General features: G+C 39.1%; 13 protein-coding genes, 1 tRNA gene and 1 pseudogene. 9 read left to right on the forward strand and 6 right to left on the reverse strand.

The window, feature by feature from the left end; genetic code table 11:
- Positions 1–218 precede the first annotated feature (218 nt).
- Positions 219–3,989: a PGF-pre-PGF domain-containing protein gene (locus MSTHT_RS14975; RefSeq protein ID WP_231588176.1), complete on the forward strand. Its 3,771-nt coding sequence runs from the start codon at positions 219–221 to the stop codon at positions 3,987–3,989.
- A 367-nt stretch (positions 3,990–4,356) separates the two neighbouring features.
- The gene (locus MSTHT_RS03360) at positions 4,357–6,120 is read left to right on the forward strand and encodes a hypothetical protein (protein ID WP_149761717.1); all 1,764 of its coding nucleotides are present in this window, start codon (positions 4,357–4,359) and stop codon (positions 6,118–6,120) included.
- A 333-nt stretch (positions 6,121–6,453) separates the two neighbouring features.
- On the opposite strand, the gene MSTHT_RS14315 is transcribed toward MSTHT_RS03360, so the two are convergent.
- Together MSTHT_RS14315 and MSTHT_RS13685 are read right to left on the reverse strand one after the other, a co-directional pair.
- The gene (locus MSTHT_RS14315) at positions 6,454–6,606 is read right to left on the reverse strand and encodes a hypothetical protein (RefSeq protein ID WP_156149700.1); all 153 of its coding nucleotides are present in this window, start codon (positions 6,604–6,606) and stop codon (positions 6,454–6,456) included.
- Positions 6,607–8,249: 1,643 nt separating this feature from the next.
- Positions 8,250–8,486, reverse strand: coding sequence for a phospholipase D-like domain-containing protein (locus MSTHT_RS13685; RefSeq protein WP_052721821.1), 237 nt, complete (start codon positions 8,484–8,486; stop codon positions 8,250–8,252).
- Positions 8,487–9,108: 622 nt separating this feature from the next.
- On the opposite strand from MSTHT_RS13685, the gene MSTHT_RS03380 reads away from it, so the two are divergent.
- Positions 9,109–10,107, forward strand: coding sequence for a TolB family protein (locus MSTHT_RS03380; RefSeq protein WP_048166563.1), 999 nt, complete (start codon positions 9,109–9,111; stop codon positions 10,105–10,107).
- Between the two features lie 154 nt (positions 10,108–10,261).
- Here MSTHT_RS03380 and MSTHT_RS14320 read toward each other — a convergent pair whose 3' ends face one another.
- Positions 10,262–10,411, reverse strand: coding sequence for a hypothetical protein (locus tag MSTHT_RS14320; protein WP_156149701.1), 150 nt, complete (start codon positions 10,409–10,411; stop codon positions 10,262–10,264).
- 199 nt (positions 10,412–10,610) lie between these two features.
- On the opposite strand from MSTHT_RS14320, the gene MSTHT_RS14325 reads away from it, so the two are divergent.
- Both MSTHT_RS14325 and MSTHT_RS03390 read left to right on the forward strand, forming a co-directional pair.
- Positions 10,611–10,682, forward strand: a tRNA-Cys gene (locus tag MSTHT_RS14325).
- Positions 10,683–10,948: 266 nt separating this feature from the next.
- Positions 10,949–11,689 carry a zinc ribbon domain-containing protein gene (locus MSTHT_RS03390; RefSeq protein WP_048166565.1) on the forward strand — a complete coding sequence of 247 codons (741 nt, stop codon included), beginning with the start codon at positions 10,949–10,951 and terminating at the stop codon, positions 11,687–11,689.
- Between the two features lie 225 nt (positions 11,690–11,914).
- On the opposite strand, the gene hcp is transcribed toward MSTHT_RS03390, so the two are convergent.
- Positions 11,915–13,543 carry a hydroxylamine reductase gene (gene hcp, locus MSTHT_RS03395; RefSeq protein ID WP_048166566.1) on the reverse strand — a complete coding sequence of 543 codons (1,629 nt, stop codon included), beginning with the start codon at positions 13,541–13,543 and terminating at the stop codon, positions 11,915–11,917.
- Between the two features lie 545 nt (positions 13,544–14,088).
- On the opposite strand from hcp, the gene ppcA reads away from it, so the two are divergent.
- The 3 genes from ppcA (at position 14,089) to MSTHT_RS03410 (ending at position 17,759) form a co-directional block, all read left to right on the forward strand.
- Positions 14,089–15,669 (forward strand): phosphoenolpyruvate carboxylase, encoded by a 1,581-nt coding sequence (gene ppcA / locus MSTHT_RS03400; RefSeq protein ID WP_048166567.1) that lies wholly within the window; start codon positions 14,089–14,091, stop codon positions 15,667–15,669.
- A 378-nt stretch (positions 15,670–16,047) separates the two neighbouring features.
- On the forward strand, positions 16,048–16,296 hold the full coding sequence (locus tag MSTHT_RS03405) for a hypothetical protein (RefSeq protein WP_048166568.1): 249 nt from the start codon (positions 16,048–16,050) through the stop codon (positions 16,294–16,296).
- Complete coding sequence (locus MSTHT_RS03410) at positions 16,290–17,759, forward strand: MATE family efflux transporter (protein WP_048166569.1); 1,470 nt, start codon at positions 16,290–16,292, stop codon at positions 17,757–17,759. Before MSTHT_RS03405 ends, MSTHT_RS03410 begins: the two co-directional genes overlap by 7 nt.
- A 500-nt stretch (positions 17,760–18,259) precedes the next feature.
- Here MSTHT_RS03410 and MSTHT_RS14980 read toward each other — a convergent pair.
- A pseudogene (locus tag MSTHT_RS14980) lies at positions 18,260–18,451 on the reverse strand (sarcinarray family MAST domain-containing protein); the annotation flags it as partial.
- Positions 18,452–18,867: 416 nt separating this feature from the next.
- On the opposite strand from MSTHT_RS14980, the gene MSTHT_RS03415 reads away from it, so the two are divergent.
- Complete coding sequence (locus MSTHT_RS03415; RefSeq protein WP_197071762.1) at positions 18,868–20,658, forward strand: ABC transporter ATP-binding protein; 1,791 nt, start codon at positions 18,868–18,870, stop codon at positions 20,656–20,658.
- A gap of 39 nt (positions 20,659–20,697) precedes the next feature.
- Here the strand turns inward: MSTHT_RS03415 and MSTHT_RS03420 are convergent, their stop codons facing one another.
- Complete coding sequence (locus MSTHT_RS03420; protein WP_048166571.1) at positions 20,698–21,747, reverse strand: radical SAM/SPASM domain-containing protein; 1,050 nt, start codon at positions 21,745–21,747, stop codon at positions 20,698–20,700.
- Positions 21,748–21,889: the final 142 nt, after the last annotated feature.

Genomic DNA, 21,889 nt, shown 5'->3' on the forward strand with positions numbered 1-21,889 from the left:
AAATTTAAATATCTGAATTTTGCATGTTTACAAGATAATTTCAAAATTCTTTTTATTTTTAACAATTCAATTATAATTTCCAGAGCTGCTTTCATAGTCTGGAACTTTATAAATTCTATGGGGAGTAAGATTCAAAAATCAAGCTTTGGTTTTAGGGCAAACTTGTTTACAAAATGTATGAAGGGAGGCAAATAAAGGTGGAGAAAGATAATCAAAAAATGAAGACAGAGATCAACATGAAGAAGAATTTCAATATAATAAGCATTCTAAATGTGGGGAAAAAGCTAGTAATCTTCAGTGAACTTCTGATTCTATTTTTTGTTATAGGGTCATCTATAGCGATAGCAGATACAGAACCTTCAGAAATAAACACAGCATCTGAGATTCAGAGTAATGCCCTAAACCAGACTGACAGTCTCCCAGAGCTTAAATATGCACCGGAAAACCCCAAATTTACCAGATACCTTAACAATAAAAATTATACTCAAAGTGCACCTTCCCAAAGTGAGTATCAAACCGGTTTTGTACCCACACCTGTAGATCTCAGTCATCTAAGCGATGTTTCAGCAGGACATGTATCTGCTCCGGCTTACTATGATCTGCGAACTCTGAACAGGGTAACAGATGTGAGAGATCAGGGTCATGAAGGAACTTGCTGGGCATTTGCAACCTATGCGTCTCTGGAATCATACTTACTGCCGGAAGAAAACAGGGATTTCTCAGAAAACAATATGAAAAACCTGCTTTCTTCTGCATATCCAGAAGGTTTTGATTATACTCCGGATGAAGGCGGAAATCATCTCATGTCAACAGCCTATCTGGCTCGCTGGAGCGGACCAGTGGATGAAGCCGATGATCCTTATGATCCTTCTAATTATTCCTCGGTCTATTCACCTACGGGATTACGTGTACAGAAACACATACGAGACGTACTAATTATTCCAGACAGGAAAAGTCCAATGGACAATGATAACATAAAATCTGCAGTCCAGAACTACGGAGCGGTATATACCACAATGTACGTCGATCCTGCCTATTATTCCCCTGATCAACGTTACTATTACTTTAACAATGATATTTCATATCCTAATCATGCTGTGGCTATTGTTGGCTGGAATGACTCGTTTGATAAGAATCAATTTTCCAACGTTCCTCCCGGAAATGGTGCATTTATTGTAAAAAATAGCTGGGGCAAGACCTGGGGGGAGGACGGATATTTCTATGTATCCTACTACGACACAAAACTCGGGTACGATGGAAACGTTGTGTTCACAGCTGAAAACACTGATAATTATGATTCCATATACCAGTATGACCCGCTCGGATGGGTCAACAGTGTTGGATATAGTAATCCCACTTGCTGGTGTGCAAACGTCTTTACTGCAAAATCTTATGAAGTTCTCAAAGCCGTAGGTTTCTATACAACAGACTCAAACTGCAACTATGAAATATATATACACACTGATCCAGAGTTCAGCCCCATAAGTAGAACAGGCTATGTTCTTGCCCAAAGCGGTACAATTCCATTTGCAGGCTACCACACGATTCCCCTGAATTCAGGAGTTAAGCTCAAAGCAGGTCAAAAGTTTTCGGTAGTTCTGAAGCTTACAACTCCTGGATATAACTTCCCGATTGCCTTTGAATATCCAAGATCAGGCTACAGTAGTAAAGCAAGAGCAAACACAGGTGAGAGTTTTATAAGTCCTAATGGAATTAAATGGGAAGACTTAACAGCACACTATCCAAATGCAAATGTCTGTGTCAAGGCATTCACCTATCCAATTTCGTTCCCTGTTGCAAACTTCAGCAGCAATGTAAGCGAAGGTTATGTTCCATTGAATGTGCAGTTTAACGACAGCTCAAGAAATGCAACTGGATGGTACTGGGATTTTGGAGATGGAAACTATTCAACCGAGCAGAATCCTGTGCATGTTTATTCCAGAATAGGAACTTATCCTGTCAACCTGACCGCAAGCAATGATAATGGTACAGATTCAAAACTTGCTACTATCGCTGTTCTCAAGCAGCCTGCTTACGCATACATTGCAAACATGGGTAGCAACACTATCTCAGTAATTGACACAGCAAAAGACATTGTTATCACCACTGTGGAAGCAGGTGCTGGCCCTTATGGAGTTGGAGTAAGTCCGGATGGAAAAAAGGTATATGTAGCGAACAATGACAGCAACACTGTCTCTGCAATTGATACTGCAACAAACACTGTTACAGCCACAATTCCTGTAGGAAGGAAGCCCTGGGGAATTGCAGTCGCCCCCGATGGAACAAAGGTGCATGTGGCGAATAATCTGGATAATACTACATCTGTAATTGATACTGCAACGAACACTGTCATAACTACAGTCCCTGCAGGAATTTATCCTTCTGGAGTTGCAGTTACACCGGATGGAACAAAGGTATATTTTGCGAGTTCACATCACTCTGAAAACTCAACAGGCAGTATTGTTTCTGTAATTGACACTGCCACAAATGGGGTTATAGCCTCTGTGCCTGTGGGAAATGTTTCTACAGGAATTTCAGTCACCCCTGATGGAACAAAGGTGTACGTGTCGAACAGTCTGGACGATACTGTCTCTGTAATTGATACGGCTACAAACACTATAATAGCCACAGTGCCTGTAGGAGACAATCCTCAGGGAAATGCCGTGAGTCCAGAAGGAAAAATGGTATATGTGGCGAACTACGACAGCAATACCATTTCTATAATTGACGCGGTAACAGATACTCTTATAGCCTCTGTGCCTGTAGAAGTCAACCCTATTGGCGTTTCATTCAATCCTGATGAAAATGAGGCATATGTGACGAATAGTGGCAGCAACACTGTTTCTGTTATTGACACTGCCACACACAGGGTAAAAACCACAATGAGTGTAGGAGAATTTCCTGCTGCATTCGGGCAATTTATAAAGCAACCAGTACTTCCTTTTGCAAACTTCAACAGCAATGTGAGCGAGGGTTATGCTCCTCTTTCTGTCCAGTTTACCGACCTCTCGAAAAACGCAATGGAGTGGAGCTGGAATTTTGGAGATGGAAATTATTCAACTGAGCAAAATCCAGTGCATATCTTCTCTGCACCACAAATCCATATCGTTAACCTGACAGTAAGCAATGAAAAAGGAACTGCCTCAAAACTTGCTACAATAACTGTCACACAACAAAGCAGCCCAAGCGGCGGTGGCGATGGAAGCACCGATGGAAGCAGTGGAGGCAGTGGAAGCAGCAAAAGTGGGAGTTCAGGCGGTAAACGTGGTGGCAGCCGTGGCGGCGGTGGCGGTGGGGGTGGTTCCCCAGAGCCTGCAAGAAATGTGGATGTAAAGGAACTTTCACAAGTACGCGTTGTAAGCGGAAATTCTGTGAAATTTGATTTCCCGAAGAATGCCACCTGTGTTGTTTATGTGAGTTTTGATGCAAAGAAGACCGCAGGCAAGACTACAACCATTGTTGAACAGCTCAAAGCAAAATCAACCCTGACTTCAAATCTGTCCTCAGGTGAGGTTTATAAATACTTCAACCTCTGGGTTGGAAATGCAGGTTTCGCAACAGAAAAGAACATTGAGAACCCTGTAGTGTGCTTCAAGGTCGAAAAATCCTGGCTTGAGGATAAGAACATAGACCAGAATTCAATCACGCTTAACAGGTACAGCGATAAAAAATGGTCTGAACTGCCCATAAAGCTGTTGAGAGAAGATAGCAAATATCTGTATTTTACGGCTGATACCCCAGGATTCACTTACTTTGCAATAACAGGGAATACCATAGAGAAAGAATCCGAAAACGAAACTGAACTTGCAACGGATATCCAGGACCCCGGACAGGAGAGTATAGCCCTTGGAAGTAAGGATAAACTGGAAAGTAAGGATAGACTGACATCTGAGACGGGAAAAATTACAAGCATACCCGGATTTAGAGCGGTTTGTGGAGTTGTCAGTTTGCTGGCGATATCGTTCTGTAAAAGAAGATTTAATAACTAAAATAATTAAAGTACTAATGAGCGATAAAGTCTGGTAAAATGGGTGGTTAATCCACCTGATATTTTTTAGATATCTCTCTGTTTTGAGGCTTATCTATTTTTGGGCTTGTAATTTATCGTTGAACAGGCAGGCTATTGGTACTGTTTTCTTCAAGTACATGCTATCACATAACCTGATAAGTGCAACATTAAAGAAAAATTTATTTAGTTATCACCGCATATCTTAGTCCGGTTATATCCCCTTCTTTTCATGTCATAAACTTAGATGTTTTTTACTGATAGTCGAGATCTGGATAACTGTGTATTGAAGATATAATCTGGACTGATGCCTGGTGAACTCCTTGGATAGAAAAATAAAATTTAAAGTAATGAGAACCTCCTGTATTTTTGCAGGTATATTATGCCTTGTTCTCGTCTGCCAGATAGCTGCAGCGGACTCTTCTACTTGTCTGGACAATACAAAAAAGATAGCGGTATATCTTCCTTCAACTGATGTTGTGGCTCATGATCCTATATGCACTGCGATGTTTTTTGAATACAACCTTGATTATCTTACAGACTCTACAATTACATCGAATCTCACTAAAAAGAATTACGAGCTGCTTCTTGTTCCTGATAAGCATATGTCAGACAAAGCTGCTACAGCTGTGAACAAGTACCTGAACAGTGGGGGAAAAGTCTGGTTTTTTGCCGATCCAAGAATGAAACCAGACGGTTCTATATCGGACAATAGAATCAATATATTAGGAAAGCCCAGTGAAATCTGGATTAACCGTAGTAGTAATTTTATTGTAGACAATACCGATCCGATAACAAACGGTTTATCCAGATCATACAGATCCCTGAGCACAGCCAATAAATCCACATACACGAGGTCGTTCAATCCTGACAGCGGCAATATATCGGGATTCAAATACAAAGTCCTGGCATCAGTATGCAAAGATGGGGATGTGCTCATCCGATTTGAAAATACAAAAACAGGAGCTAAAGCCATCTATTCAAATGAGAATATGTTCATCTCGGGCGGCTCGTGCAACTATTTCAATAGAGAGACAGCAACCCGCCTGTTCCAGAACAGTAAAAACTGGATTCTTGGGCTTGATAAAAACACATATGGCATAAGCATCACCTATCCTAGAGGTGATAAACAGATAACTGTAACTATAGATGATGTTATGGGGGCAGATAAAGAAATTCAAAAAACCCGTAACTTCTTCGAGATGGAAAAGAGCAAGAAGCTTGCAAACGTGCAGGACATGAACACTTTCTTCATCGTTCCGGAATCACAAACATCAAAATCCGGGCTTGCCTATTTTTCTAAGTACGGGGATACGCACACGATCCATCCACATAGAATCACTGATTGGAGAGCAGATTTTACAGTAGCTCAGTTCCAGAAGAATATTACAAAGGCTCAATCAATAATGAACAAGGCTGCCGGCGTGCCAAACTATGGTTTTTCATCAATCCGGTTCCCCAATACAGCCGCATCCGTTCCGGCTTATCAGGCTGCATCGAATGCAGGGTTCATAATCGACAGCACCTACGGATACTATACCAGCATGACCGCCCTTGGAGATACGCAGTCAAATAACGTATTTTTCCCGAAGCAGAAGATTCTGTACGGAAAAGAGACAAATACCATAGAGATTGAAGTCCCGGGTTATTTCGATATCAGTCCACGTGATGCAAACGACTTTTACAGGAAAAATGCAGCCTGTCTGAAGCATTTCAAAGGAATCAATTTCCCGGCGAACTTTATTATAGCCGGTCATATTCAGGGTATGATGACAAAACCGGACCTGTTCTCAAATATGTCGAAAACCCTGGATTATATAGGCAAAAACACCGGCTATACTGTATTTTCAACGCTTGACCAGATTGCAAAATATAACGACGCTTTGAAATCCACAAAAATTCAGGCATATAACACCCCAAAAGGAGTTACTGTTGACATTACCACCTCAAAACAAATTGATAACTTTACAATTAAGCTGACAAATGTCAAAAAAGGTGTTAAAGCTCAGTATGACGGGACAGATAACTGTGATGTGATCCACGCAGACGGTGTGTATTATGTGTACCATACAGTTAGTCCGGGAACCCATCAGATAAGTGTGACCACTGCCTAACTGAGTATTGAGACTCAGTTTTTTTTAGAAGACAATATACTGCGTGAAATGATCACAGGAAAGCTTTCAAAAGGCTTAAAAAATTAAGCAAGAAAAGTCCTGTACTGTTTGAGGCAGTCTTCAAGAAAGCTGATGAAATTTGCATCAATCCTCAGCATTACAAAAATCTCAATTATCCTCTGAATAAGTAAATTAGAGTAATATCAACTAAGAAGAAGGATAAAAACTAGTCTCTTCACCAGAATTTCCACCAGGGTTTTTTCTGTATAACTTCCGGCAAGGATTCCATATTTATCTTGCTTTTTACTACATCTTTGTCTATCTCCATACTTATTATCTGATCCCAACGTATGGCTTCATTGTGCATCCTTCATTTAAAATTATTAACGATTCATTGTGTATATCATCAACTTTTCCAGAAATATCTTCCCCATTTGTTTTTATTCGTATGTGAGGAAAATCATCAATATAGAAATCAGTCACCATTTGCTTAAAACGGTTTGTGAAATATTTAATTTCCCTGTACAGAATAACTATAAACCTAAAGTTCACAATAAAAACTGATGCGTAGAAACCTAAAACAATTATTCATAGACTCAAATGTTTTGTTATTAATTTTATAATTATATCATAAACAGAAATAGTAAAAAGTAAAACACCGATGTTAAGTCCAATTATTAATCCTATTGAAAACCAATATGAGTAATAAATATATTTTGAGCACTTTTTTAATGATAACTCCTCTGTAAGCTTGGGCTCAGTGTATCTTTTAAAATTGAAAATATAAAAAAAGAAAGCTATAGTTACTACCATAATTAAAGGAAACAAGTTAAAAGATAGAACTACACTCAGCAGATCAATGTCATTTTGTCCCTCATAAAAAAAAATTATGATATACTGTGAAAAAACCAATTTTATTAATTCCATTTATTTTAGAAAGCGTAATCGACAATAAAAGTAAACAAACGAAAAGAAGAAGACCTAATGGTACCCCTTCAAGAAAAAAAAGGTATTTCATCGTCGTGTCATATTTATATCTATCTAATTTATAAAAAAGATTATCTATAGGTTTTGAATTATCGATTAGAAAATTTCTATATTCGTTTCTCCCTTGTACGTGTAGACCTTTGTTATTGAATTTATTTGAAAAGTATACATTGATTGGAATAACTAAAATAGGAATAATAATCCCAGTAATCCCAGTAACGATAACTTGTGTTACCCAATCAGAATTTATCAACTTTTATCACATATCGTCATTTACGACTTGATATAAATAAACTTTATGAAATTTTCATTATAATATTTATTAAAAACGGTTACCAAAGGAGCCACCACGATTTACGTCCATAATTTCGGGCAAAAGATTGTATTTTAACTTGCTGTTTTCCTGTTTTAGGCTCTATATATGATCTGTCTGTTCTGTGTAACTTCATTAAGCTGGCTTATCTGCTTGTTTTTGTAAGTATCTGCTTAAAAATGCCTATAAATAAAAACTTCTTTAGGGATTAACCTAATCCCAGAAACCAATTTCTTCCAAGCTTTAATTCTCTAAAAAAATTGCTGTTGAGAATAAAAGTTTATCACTTTCTAGCACTTTAAAAGAACATATAGCACATTAATCACTGATTTATCTCTTTGTAACAATCAATGCACAAAGGCTTAGCAAAAGATGTTTTGTTTGCCTTTCCGCAGTAGTGACAATATTTTTCTTGATATTTTTTATCCATATACCTTTGCCATGATTTAAAACAGGCAGGGCAGAGGGGCTTGTTTATATCAAAATTAATGCCTTTACCACACCTTATACAAAAACAGCTATTTGGTATTGCTATTTTGCTAACTTTTTTTAATTTCTTGCTGACCCGAATGGTTTGATTGGCAATGTCACCAAAATTGATCAGTTTCTTCTCATACTTTTTACTGGCACCAAATAATAAAGAAAGGTGCTGTGCAATATCTGCATAAAGAACGAGGCGTTCGATTTATCGATTTTAATTCCCATTTCCCAATTGTTTTCCTGGGGAGTGTTGATACAGGTTCATTGATGTAATAATGGCTGAATCTTCATTTAAGTAACATTTAGCGTGCAAATTGTCGAGTGAATAAATGCTAGCATTATTTAGTTGTTATAAAAGGAAATCCATGTCCCTATCATTGATTTCTCCATTCTTGCCAGAACGATACAGTACTTTAATATCAATGTCAGGCGATTCCTTTTCTGCTTGTTGAATCAGTATTTTTATCTTATCAGACATTTGAAGATATGGGCTTACCAGGTATAGCTTTTCTTTAGATCTTGATATCATTTTACTTAGTTCTGAAGAAGTTGCGTTTGTATCAAGAAATTCAACCATTTTAATCACAATCAAAAATCTTTGTTAATTGCATCAACAAGACTTCTCGACAGCATCTCTCTGAGCCTTCAAAGAGAAATACATATTTCGAACATAATTCTCCAGACCATATTTCCATTCCTTACATTCTGGTGTCTCTTGATTTGATTTATTTTTTAGTTTTCCTCATTATTTTGACCCCCTTATAAATTATAGAAAATGTTTCTATTTTTCTGGCTTTAAAAACATTCCAACTTATGTTAATAATTAATATTGATTGGTAGTATAAACATTTAACTGCAGATGAAATTCTTGTTTATAGTATTCTAAAAATAATATTGATTCGTTTAATTTTGTATACTAGGATTAAAAAGCGAGTTAGTTTATACTTAATGATCGCTTAGTTTTCGCAACCAGATATTTAAGTACATTAGTGCACTGGATGAAAAGTACTATCACCTACTGCAACTTTACAAACGGCATGCCCTGTTTTGCTCCCCTAATTAAAAAGACAAAAGGATGTCGAACCTGTAGACTAGTGTTTTCATTTTAAGATAAAGATAACATCTATTCTTCTTTCTCTTTCCTCTTATATTGATAATGAGCAGTAATATTAATCTAGTTTCCAGTATACATCCTTTATGGGGATAATGTGGGGAACAAAGTAACATATTTAGCAATTATTTTGATTTTTCTCATAAGCTTTACATCAATAGCGAGCGCCGGCAAAGAGACTATGATCGTAGGTGAGAGGCTAACATTGAGTCCATCAATCTATGGCAACATTGTTACATGGGCTGAGACTGCTACTGACAGTGCTGTCATGTATAACTTGACTACTGGAAATATAACAGGGCTAGGAGTACATATAGAAAGTAGCCCATCTATTCAAGGAGATAAAATTACATGGTGTGAAGAGGATAACGTAATTGTGTATAACATTTCCACTGACAAAGAAACTAAAATCATTAACGCAAGCAATCCAACGATCTATGGCGATAATCTTGTATATGTAAGATCAAAATATGCTAACGGTCAGCCTTCCTCTTATCAAGATGTTAAGTGCAACAGTTTATATTTATACAACCTTAGCACCAATAAAGAAGTTCAACTAACTCCATATAAGAATGCTCTTATTGGTGCTTCCATTTATGGGAATAAAATTGTATGGACACTATGGACACAGGCAGATCAAGTAAATTCAAGCGAATGGGAATGGAGTACAAACATTTCCATATACGACATATCCACAAAGAGAGTAAGTGACATCAGCAGAACTGGTACAGCACAAGGCAGTAAAATTTATGGAAACATTGTCGTGTGGATAGAATACCAGAACGGATCAATGAATATCCATATGCGAGATATTGCTAAGCATAAAACACGTCAGATTACTTTTGATGGCAATTCGACCAACCCAGATGTATATGGCGATAGAGTAGTGTGGGAAAGGAGATGCTGGGGAGGTGACAGATGGTTGAGTGACATTTATATGTACAATGTTTCAACTAATGAGACAATTCGTATTACAAATAGCACTTATGCAAGCGACCCTGCAATTTATGACGATAAAATTGTATACCTGGACACACGCAATGACATAGAATATCAGGTAGATAGAGATATATACTTGTATAATCTTTCAGCTTAACTCATAAGGCAAAAGCCTCTTTTTTTTATAGGAAGGAGTATAAAAACCAGAAGGTTCTCAGCTAAAGTGATAATTACAAACACTCACTTTTAACGTGTAAACTCCCTAAAGATGAATTTTCACCTTGAGAACAAAGAAAAAAATATACTTTTTATTACTTATTACCTGCAGGACAAAGCATATTGTCAGTAAACCAGAAACGATTTTTACATCCAGTGCACATATTTTCAGGTCCGCTGTTTATTACATAATTGGCAAACTCAGGGTCGCTAACATTCCCCTGCCCACGGCAACAAATAACCATAAGGAGGCATTACAATTCGATATTTAATGTGTTTCTGCGAATCACACTTCGTCTGTTATCTCGATCATCATATTCTTGGGGGAAGCGCAGCGAGTGAAAGGGAATGCGGGCTCTCAAAATGGAAGCATCCCTTTGTCGACTAAATGCAATTAATCTAAAAATTTATATACTTAGAATACTGTATAAAATTATACAATCTGCCAAGGTGGCGGAGGGGTCACGCAATCGCCAGCAGAGCGATTCAGTCCTGGTTCAAATCCGGACCTTGGCTTTTTCTATTCTTAAAGAATTATTTCTTTTTTAAAATAAATTTTTATATTTCTGTCTTTTTAATATCGTTAAATTATCTATCCTTTACTTCATTTAACGAATTAAAAGCAACTTCTTTTGCCATGAATTAGCCTCTTGAGATAACGAAGTGAATGAAAAGGGTGGCATCTTCCCAAAGGGAATTGGGGTGGAAAAACATTTATCATGCCTGAGATATATAAAAAACGTGAATAACACTTAATCTAATAAAAAAGGGCAGCTGATCTATTGGCAAAAGACAAACGCATTAAGTTTCCATCAGGCTCATATCAGGCTTCATATTATGGCGTCAACTATAGAATAGATCCTGAAAACGATATCGTGGAAATGAGCCAGAGGCTAAAACCCAGGTACAGCCCTGAAAGTAAGGAAGAAGCTATCAATCTTGCAAATAAGCTTGGACCAGAAAAGATTAAAAAAAGAGCCAGGCTATTCTCAATGCTTCTTCTCTTCTCAATATTATTATTCCTGTTTTTGCTGATCTTCCCTATATTTTTCCCTGTACAATCCGAAGGTCTTCTATCAGCCGGAAAATTTCTATCAATTGTCTCAGAAGTAGTTTTTCTTTATATGTTTGGGTATTACCGAGCCATGGCAAATTATTTTACAGATTCTTACTGCGAAAAATGTGGAAAGCATTTCGTTTTTGAGGAGTTTCAAGCTCCGCTCGTAAAAGAAGAAAGCAGAATAGATTCCTACACAAAAACCTTAACACAATACTGGCATTGTATAAACTGCGGGCATGAGGAAATAAAAATCGAACCTCAACCCGTAGATCATCATCAAGAAAAAAAACAGGACAATTTAAAAGAAGATACCTGCGAAGAATGCGGGAAAGAACATGCAATAGTGGAATACAGGAATATGGACGTATTAAATCGTGCTCTTAGAAAGAAAATCAGGTACTTTAAATGCAAAAACTGCGGCTACCATGAAATTAGACTAAATAAAAGGTTCAGAATATTTTAACAAAACCGTTTTACTGCGACCATTGAGCCGAAACCCGTTTACGAAAAGGCTTGACCGAAACCGTTGCGCCGGTTTATCATGCCTCCTTGACGGTTTTCGATAAAACCTTTTTTCAAAAGGTTTTTGATCAAACTTTTTTCTAAAAAGTTTGCGCTCCAGGCTTTTTTTCAAATAAATTGAAGACGAGTCCTCTTAAAAGAGGCTCGCTTTTCTAGCTGCCTGGTTTCAGGCTTGTTTCAGAAGCACTTTCATATCTTCTTCAACGGTTGTGTTGGGTCTGAGATTGAAGTTTTCAACCAGCACTTTAACCACGTTAGGTGAGAGGAAAGCCGGAAGTGTCGGGCCGAGGGTAATATTTTTTATGCCAAGACTCAGGAGGGCAAGCAGAACAAGCACGGCTTTTTGTTCGTACCAGGCTATATTATACGAGACCGGCAGGTCGTTTATGTTCTCAAGCCCGAAAACCTCTGCAAGTTTCTGGGCAATTACCACAAGCGAGTAAGAATCGTTGCACTGTCCGGCATCGATAACCCTCGGAATTCCTTCGATGTCACCGAGGTCGAGTTTATTATACCGGTATTTGGCACAGCCTGCAGTAAGAATTACGGTATCTTTAGGCAGGGCTTTTGCAAAATCGGTATAATAGGCTCTTTCTTTATGCCTGCCGTCACAACCTGCCATAACAATGAACCTGCTTATCTTTCCGCTTTTTACAGCGTCTATAATCTTATCCGCGACCGACAGAGCTGCCTCGTGTGCAAAACCTGCGGTTATAGTTCCGCTTTCGATAGGCTCAGGTGGCTTGCTCGTTTTTGCCTGCTCGATTAGAGGAGAAAAATCCTTAGTACCGTCTTCTTTTTCGTATATGTGGGTAAGCCCTTCAAATCCAACAACACCTGTAGTATAAATCCGATTTTTGTACGACTCTCTTGGCGGGATTATACAGTTTGTAGTCATAAGAATTGGACCGTTAAACTTCTCAAACTCTTCATACTGTTTCCACCATGAATTCCCGTAATTGCCTACGAAGTTATCGTATTTTTTGAAGGCAGGGTAGGCATTTGCAGGCAGCATTTCCCCGTGCGTATAAACATCAATTCCTGTGCCTTTTGTCTGCTCAAGCAGCTGTTCCAGGTCCCGGAGGTCATGTCCGCTAATGAGAATTCCGGGTCTGTCCCTGACTCCAATATTAACCGCTGTCGGCTCCGGGTTTCCATAGGTTTCTGTGTTTGCTTTATCGAGCAGGGCAAGCACGGATACGCCTTTTTTTCCGCATTCCAGAACCATTCCGAGCAGAGTTTCCATATCCAGGCTGTCGTCCGTAGTCGAGACAAGCCCTTTTTCTATGAACTCATAGATTCCTTCATCCTTATATCCCAGAACATACGCATGGTGAGCATAAGCAGCCAGACCTTTCAGTCCAAAGGTCAGAATCTCCCGGAGAGACCTGATATCCTCGTCCTGCGTGGAGTGAACTGCGACATCAAGGCTTCCTATATTCTCCGGAGTAACCGTAGCCACCGCAGGCAGGGATTTCTCAGCAGCTAAAGCTTCAGCTGGCAGTTTTCCTTTGATTTCGTCTCTGAGCTTAAACCCTTTGTTTATAAGAGACTCAAATTCCTGTTTATCAAAATTGGTGTTCGTAAGGGTTGCAAAGTAACTGTCAAGTACAAATCTGTCGGTTGCCTCTTCATTAACGCCTGCAGCCCTTGCTTTCAGGTTATAGAAAGAGATACTTTTGAGTACATAGATCAGCCTGTCCTGGAGATCTGCAACTTCTCCTTTTTTACCGCACACCCCATTTTTTGTACAGCCCTTTACATTAAGCGCTTCCTGACACTGGTTACAGAACATTTCTTCACCTCAACCTGTTTGTTATGAAATTCCTGTTTTCTTTATTTAAAAATCATTGGAAGTTCTTGAGTTTTTAAAATACTTAATATAGCATATCCTCGTGTTGGTATATTTCCTGGCGCTAGTATATTTATTATAATTTAATACACAGTAAATGATATAAACTAATATATACGAAACAGTTTCCAAATAGGTACCTGTTGTTTTCTGTAATTTCTGCAAGGCTTGTTTTTTACTTCCTCCTTTTTATCTGGAATTTCGAATTTTATACTACCTTACACCATCTCTATTTAATGCCAATGTTCACTGACTGTAATTCCGGAACAAGTACAATATGTCAACTTATTGTAAACGGAAATCTTTATCTTTGAGTAAACATATTCTCCGGCACCAGTTTGCATATATTTAATGGTTAACAATAAACTCGTTTACCTGCGCTCCGCTAAAAAAAAGCACAGGTAGTAGCTATATCGAGTTCAATAATCCAATATTGAGTTCAGCAGCTAATCTTCAGGGCTAAGCTTTACACAGTGAGGGTTCTTTTCATGAGCAGTAAAACTGAATTTCCAAAGGTAATGTGTACCCAGCACCCTGATTCGGCATCGAGATATATCGCAACACAGGAAGAACCTGAAGAAGCTATAGAAGCTGCAACGGTCTTCGGTTGTGATGAATACATGCCGGATTACGAAGGAAAGGCGACGCCTTACCATCAGAATGTCCAGATTGTATCAAAACTTATAGAGGAAACTAACCTTGTGCCCGGGAAGGACTTTTTCATCACGCCGAGGGCTCCGAGTGCAGTTCAGGAAAACCGGTTCAGGCAACTCATGGTTATGATGTCGATTGCAGAAGCTAATTACAATGCACATGAGTATCCGGACATCCAAGCAATCAATGAGTTCGTGCATCCCATGACAGACAGCGTCAGGGAAATTCTTGAAGCCCAGCAACATATGGTAGCTGTAAGTGAACTTGCAAAAAAGGAATTCGGGTTCTCAATGAAAGTCCCGCGCATAATTCCTCTTATCGAAGATGCTCCTTCACTGCTATATGCAGCAGAGCTTGTCGAAAACACGATGCATGCCTGGAAAGAACGTTTTGGGGCATCACCGGACAAGTTCAGGGTATTTCTGGGAAAATCGGATTCTGCCCTATCTTTCGGGCATGTTGCAAGCACATTATCCTGCAAATACGCAATAAACGGACTATCCGAGCTAAATTCCGAAATCGACACCCAAATCGGGATTATCTTCGGAGCAGGGACTCTGCCTTTCAGGGGACACCTTGACCTGAAAAACGCAGACAATTTCTTCAGGGAGTACCGGGGGATAGGAACCATTACTCTCCAATCAGCCCTCAGGTATAGCCATAAAAAAGGCGACGCTGAAGCCCTGGTAAATCTTGCAAAGGCAAAACTGCCGGAGACACCTGAACTTTTTTCAGCCGAGGAAAAAAAAGAAATAGTAAATCTCATAGGGATATTTGGAGCAGAATACAGTCGGATTCTCAGGCAGATAGCTCCCATGATAAATCGGATAGCTGATCTTCTCCCCCAGCAGCGAGACCGTCTTATGCATAAAGGAACAGGCGGCTATTCAAGAAATGCTCCTGACATTTCGGGTGTTGTCAAACTCTGCCGCACCGATGTAGGAAAAGAGCTTGAAGCCAGCATGCCTGCCGAAAACCTCCATCTTCCCAGGGCGATCAAGTTCACAGGTGCACTTTATTCCATAGGCCTGCCTCCAGAATTCATAGGCACAGGGCGCGCCCTTCAAAAAGCGCAGGAAAAACTCGGAGAAGCCGCCTGTGAAAATCTACTGACAAAGTACTTTCCTTCCCTAGCAAGCGACCTGAATTTTGCATCCCGGTACCTTGACCTCAATGTAGCTTCGCGCTTCCTGCCCGAAGCATGTCTGAAAGAAATCCGCAAAGACATTGAGATAGTACGTGAGATCTTTGACCTTGAAACCAAACCCGAACCCTCATACCGCATCCTGCTGGAAATGATGCAGCCCGACCTTCTCCAGGCAAAAAGTGCAGAAGAATGCATGGATGAGGAAGTTTCCCAGCTTGTGTGCTCGACCCTGACTAAAATGGGGAAAATCAGGAAGGCTCTCGGTTAAGGAAATTTTTCCTTAACCCCCTAAACCTTTTTGGAATTAAAATGCAATTAACCCACTAAATCAAAAAAGTGAAGATTTATATATACAAATGAATAATTCTTAGTATATAAAAATTAACTGTGATCAGATAGCTATCTGGACACGGATTTTACCTGCTTTGTTGTATCACAGGATTCTTGATTTCGTTTGAATCCTCCTTTACGTTCCAATAAGCGATGAGGCTTCGTAAAACGAATAAGTACTGCAGGGATGCAGTATGAATGACCCATAGATTATATGCAGGTGCTAGTTTGGGGTAGACAGGCTAATATAATTCTGCAACAGGGCAGCTATACTTGAAATATGCATATTTTTCTGAAGCTTCATCCAGGATGAGATATGACTCCATTTAAACTGCTTGAGAGGATTGAGTCTCATTACCTTGATCCCTCAAGAATATACAAAATTATAAGAAGAAAATACCAAACATCACACAGGCATAATATCACTTACCTCTATGCTGCCAGTTCCTCTTTGAACAGGTTCTCTCACCGGACAATGGGAAAAGTTACGACAAAAGTTCCGAAATTTGAAACCCCGGTATTCGGAAAAACGACTTTGAAACTTAAGGAGGATAGGGAATGGTAAGCGATGAAGAAATGAGATCTGGAAATATTGTGAATCTCTTCTTGAAATTCGCGTTCCCTACCGTTGTAGGAGTCATCATTGCTGGAATTCAGGGAATAATTGACGGTTTCTTTATAGGAAATGCTATCGGAAGCCAGGGGCTTGCAGCAGTCACCCTTGCATATCCGGCTTATATGGCTATAATCGCAGTTGGAGTAATTATAGGAATAGGGGCATCCAGTCTTACAGCATTGCAACTTGGGAAAGGAAATCTAAACAGAGCCTTGGATATAGTACATAATGCTTTTTCCCTGTGCCTTCTTACAGGAGCTATCTTTACAGTAGCGGGGCTGGTTTTCTGTAAAACTTCAATCAGCTTACTTGGGACAAGCGGTCCTACCCTGGATTTTGCCCGCGAGTACCTGAGGATTATTTTTATGGGTTCGGTTTTCATGATTCTGGCAATTGCCCTTGATCCGCTAGTAAGAAACGACGGGAAACCCAGGCTCTGTATGAATATCATGATTGCAGGAGTAATTGTAAATCTCGTGCTTGACTACCTTTTTATTATGCGTATGGGCATGGGAATGTCAGGTGCCGCTATTGCCACAATAATCTCCTTTGCCCTCCCGGCGTTACTGCTAATACATTATCTGTTTAGCAGTCAGGCAAAACTCAAACTCAGGCTTAAAGCCATGAGCTTGAAACTGGGAACTCTGCTCCAGATCCTCAGAGCCGGAACCCCGTCTTTCGTAATGCAGATATCAATTGCTTTTGTGCTTTTTGCACATAATTATATGCTGCTCAGGTACGGTTCCGAGCTTGCGGTCTCAGCTTACGGCATTATAGGATATGTTTTCTCAATTTTCTATATGCTTTTCGAAGGAATAGCCCTGGGAGTGCAGCCGATTATAGGCTTCAATTTCGGTGCTGGATACTATGAGAGAGTCTCAAAGACCCTGAAACTTACAATTCTCTCATGTATTCTCGTGGGAGCTCTCGGTTTTGCACTGGTCTACCTCTTTCCGGAGAGAGTTATTCAGATTTTCAGCCAGGACGACACCGAACTTCTGGGAATTACGCTGCGAGGAATGGAGATCTTCATGTTCTCTTTGCTCGTTGAAGGTACTGTGCTCCTCACTGCCATCTACTACCAGTCAATAAACAGGGTCCGAGCAGCACTTTTCATCTATCTGGGAAAAATTTTTGTTTTCCTGCTTCCTCTGCTCTTCATTCTGCCGATCTTCTTCGGCCTCGATGGGGTCTGGTCGGCTTCTCCGGTCACAGAGTACCTCATGATGATAATAGCTCTGGTCATGCTTTCGAAGGAATTTAAGTTTCTCAAGCACAATGCAGTAGAGAATAAACATCCAGCTGGTAAAAATCAGGCGTTAACAGTAATCAGACAGATCGGAAAAACCGAAGTAGAGGAAAATTCCAGGTTTGTTAAATTCAAGCCTGCAGAAAAAAAAGACATCTCGTGAGATGCTTCTCAAGGAAATTCCTCTCCTAGAACTTTAAAAAAGAGGCAGAAATGCCTCTTCATTCTTGCTGCAAAAGCAAAGTTTATAAGGAGAGCCAGTTCATGCTGCTGTTATCTCCACTTTCACTAGAATTCTAGTTTTGAATGTGCGTGGTTACAACTTGTTGAGTCCAGCAATGAGTCCAGCAATATAACTTACTCACTTACGGAGTTAATGACTGCTGTAAAGTGCCGCCAGCGGAAAACAATTCCCTGAAGCTTATATTGCGTGGAAAGTGCTAAAAACTCATACCTGTTCTGTAAATATTTTTTATTCCTAATAATTTAGTGGCGATAGTATTTGAAGAGCATAAGCGCAAGCGCCAGAATAGCCGTTACTAAACTGAAAGATGGTGTGGATGCCGCTGGAGTTGAAGCTTCTGAAACTGGCTTTTCATTAGAAGTGGATTGAGTTTCAGATTCAGGTTGTTCAGGAGTAGAAGTTTCGCCTTCGTAATATTCATTAGAGATAGTGCAGTAGGCAACAGTAAAACCTCCATTAACAAGAGGCTCAGAATCTCCATGAGCAAAAATTGCGTAATATATATCTAGAGGTATCGACCCACCTCTCCATCTTTCAGTCGGTTCTACAGTCCATTCGTATTCTTTAGAAGCATTTGCTTCTAAAATTTCCGGTTTCGAGTATTTTTCTATTCTTTCTGTTTAATCTATGCTTATATAAGCCTTTAATAAAGTAGGAAGCTGACGTTGTGTATAAACACCTTTAGAATAGTTACAGGAGCTAGTTTGAAGTCAAATGGGCTATTAACTTTGCCAGAGATTCCTTTTCATAGCAATGCAGCAGAGTTAGCAGCAAAAGTAAGAAAAAAGTGTCAACCTTTAAACCATGATAGATAAAGGGACAAAAACAAACGACAAATTTATGACAATGTTCAGATAACAAAAACAGGTTATAAGTGCATATAATTACATCTTTATAAAGTGAGCAGTATATTTGAGATGCTATTTCTGAATCAATAATCACAGAAAAAAAGTGCATTGAATTGAAAGTGGAGAACTCTCCACTCGATGATGAGGATATATAGCCTATGACGGAATCTGCAAGAAAAATGAGAATTGATATTCTCAACTTTAAACGTGCACTTTCGCTTGTCTGGCAAAGCGCACCTGGATGGACGCTAATAAGTGCCTTTTTAATAGTGCTGCAAGGTGCTCTGCCATTGGCTTCTCTTTATCTTATGAAATTGATAGTGGACTCTGTAACGACTGGTATCTCCTCATCAAATAAAGAGGCTGCCTTCGGACATATCGTGCTCCTTATCTTCCTAGCAGCTGCGGCAGCATTTTTCACTGTCCTGAACAGTGCAGTTTTAAGTATAGTTAGTGAAGCACAGGCAGCTTTGGTTTCAGACAATATCCTTGATTTACTTCATGATAAATCAATTGAGGCTGACCTAGAATATTATGAGAATCCTAAGTATTACGATACACTCTATAGAGCTCAAAATGATGCTCCTTTCAGGCCAACAAGAATAGTTAACAGCATTTTCCAGGTATGCCAAAATGGTATATCCTTAGTGATTGTATTCGGGTTGATTGCTTCTTTTAGCTGGATTGTAGCTGCATCTCTAACAATTGCAGCCATACCAGTAGCCTTTGTTCGTTTGATATACTCAAACAGAATTTATGAATGGCAATGTTCTTGCACGGCAAAGGAACGAAAAGTATGGTATTTTCACTGGCTGCTTACCAGTAATAGTAGTGTAAAGGAAATCAAACTGTTTAATCTTGGGCCTTTGTTCACGAAAAGGTACCATAACTTACGTAAGAAGCTTCGAAAGGAACGATTAACCATAACAGCTAAACAATCTGTAGCAGACCTAGCTACCCAAACCGTTAGTATTGCAACTATTTTTGTAAGTTTCATATTTATCGCTATGAGAGCTTTTCAGGGAAATATAACCCTTGGTGACCTGGTAATGTACTTTGGAGCTTTACAACAGGGCTATTCATTTCTTTCTAATTTCCTAAATGGTTTTGCAGATCTTTACGAGGACAACCTCTTTATGACAACGCTTTATAAATTTTTAGATCTAAAGCCTGCTTTGAAAGAATCATCAAATACAATACCAGTGCCTGAAAAGATTAAAGATGGGATCTTCTTCGAACATGTTGGATTTAGCTATCCTAACCAAAAAACCAGAGTCCTGAAAGACATCAACCTGCACATAAGTGCTGGAAAGACCATAGCTCTTGTTGGAGACAATGGATCGGGCAAAACTACACTGATAAAACTTCTTTGCAGATTCTATGATCCGACTGAAGGAAGGATACTGATTGACGGAATCGACATCCGCAATTTCAAAATACTAGATTTACGAAAAGAAATTAGTATCGTCTTTCAGGATTATATACATTACAATTTAACTGCTAGAGAAAATATTTGGTTCGGTGATGTAAATAAGCCTGTTGACGAAAAAAATATCCTGCAAGCAGCGGCGTGTTCAGGAGCAAATCGTATTATTGAACAGCTTGATAATGGCTACGAGACTATCCTGGGAAAGTGGCTTGAGGATGGCACAGAATTGAGTATTGGGGAATGGCAGAAAATAGCTATTGCCAGGGCTTTTTTCCGGGATTCCCAGATAATAGTTCTGGACGAGCCTACAAGCTCATTAGATCCGAAGGCTGAAGACGAAGTTTTCAAAAAATTTAAGCAAATTGCTGCAGGTCGAACTGCTATAATAATAAGTCACAGACTCTCAACAGTGAAAATGGCGGATTCCATATATTTCATGAAAGAGGGAAGGATCCTGGAAAGTGGTACTCATGATGAATTGATGGCTCTTGATGGTGAGTATGCACAACTTTTTAGGATTCAATCAAAACATTATAACTAAAGAAAAAAGATCTAAGATTAAGTTCTAATTTATGTTTAGTCATGTTACATTTTGCTTTTTTTCAGGATAGCAGCAGTAAAGGTTTTCAAATTTAGAATTAGTTGTAAAATAACAACTTCCCCTGCATCCACCTCGGCAAATGGCTCCTTTATCACAATCTTTACAACTGCCTGTCAGCATACTAACATCAAAATTTCTGTTGTAAGCAAAATTGCCTTCTTTAAACCAGATTTCGGATAAGGATTCTTCACGCAAATTGCCTTCAATAAACTCATCTGAGTACAGGGATTCACAACCTTTTACATTGCCTATACTATCTATTCCCACTACTCGCAAGCCCGCCTGGCATCCTGACCATTCACAAACTGTCCCTGGCGGACCCCTCAAATATGGTTCATTTTCATCAAAGTATCCGATGTCATCTCCTGCATAGATCGCGATCTTCTTTTCTTCACGCTTTTCTCTAATAAACTTGGTAATCAGCGGCACCTTAGCTGGGTCCAGGATAAGATTCTTTTCATCGGCCATATTTCCCATTGGATTAACTATCTGTATCTGCCAGGCCTTTATGCCCTTCTCCACAAGTAACTCATACATTTGCCATAAATCCTCAAAATTACTATCAACCAGACTGGTTACAACAGCCACAGGTATTTTTTCTCTTTTGAAGATATCAAAAGCTTTCATCACTTTTTCGAATGATGTGTTTACATTTCTCATATTATTATGATTGCTTTCCATTCCATCGAGAGAAATTCCCACATTAGTTAATTTGGCGTATTTGATCTGGGCAATTTGTTCATCTCCAAGTAAAAAGCCATTGGTAATAATATTAACATGAAGACCATTTTCAGATAATTTTCTGGCTATTTTTTCCCATCCCTTGTACAGAAAAACTTCTCCTCCAATGAAAGTTACCTGTTCGCATCCAAGTTCTATTAGCTGTTCGGCGACGTTAAGACATTCATCAACTGTGAGTTCTCTTCCTCTGGCTTTTCCTGCCATAGAGCCGCAGTGTTTGCAATTCATATTACATTTTAGCGTAAGTTCCCATACACAGAATTGAGGTATGTATTCAATTTGATTCATTTGTATTACTCCGTATAAAATGAGAATCTGGCAAAAGATAGATTTGAACATCAGGATGCTACATTAATTTAGGGAGGAATGCATTAATTTAGAGGTCAAATTTTAAATATAGTATGACTTACACAGTTGAAGTGTAAAATCA

This window comes from Methanosarcina thermophila TM-1 (genome assembly GCF_000969885.1).
Classification (GTDB): domain Archaea; phylum Halobacteriota; class Methanosarcinia; order Methanosarcinales; family Methanosarcinaceae; genus Methanosarcina; species Methanosarcina thermophila.

Coding starts and splice junctions, on each gene's coding strand:
- MSTHT_RS14975 (WP_231588176.1), top strand. CDS start 219: ATGAAGACAGAGATCAACATGAAGAAGAATTTCAATATAATAAGCATT.
- MSTHT_RS03360 (WP_149761717.1), top strand. CDS start 4,357: ATGAGAACCTCCTGTATTTTTGCAGGTATATTATGCCTTGTTCTCGTC.
- MSTHT_RS14315 (WP_156149700.1), bottom strand. CDS start 6,606: ATGGTGACTGATTTCTATATTGATGATTTTCCTCACATACGAATAAAA.
- MSTHT_RS14320 (WP_156149701.1), bottom strand. CDS start 10,411: ATGGTTATTTGTTGCCGTGGGCAGGGGAATGTTAGCGACCCTGAGTTT.
- hcp (WP_048166566.1), bottom strand. CDS start 13,543: ATGTTCTGTAACCAGTGTCAGGAAGCGCTTAATGTAAAGGGCTGTACA.
- ppcA (WP_048166567.1), top strand. CDS start 14,089: ATGAGCAGTAAAACTGAATTTCCAAAGGTAATGTGTACCCAGCACCCT.
- MSTHT_RS03405 (WP_048166568.1), top strand. CDS start 16,048: ATGACTCCATTTAAACTGCTTGAGAGGATTGAGTCTCATTACCTTGAT.
- MSTHT_RS03410 (WP_048166569.1), top strand. CDS start 16,290: ATGGTAAGCGATGAAGAAATGAGATCTGGAAATATTGTGAATCTCTTC.
- MSTHT_RS03415 (WP_197071762.1), top strand. CDS start 18,868: ATGAGAATTGATATTCTCAACTTTAAACGTGCACTTTCGCTTGTCTGG.
- MSTHT_RS03420 (WP_048166571.1), bottom strand. CDS start 21,747: ATGAATCAAATTGAATACATACCTCAATTCTGTGTATGGGAACTTACG.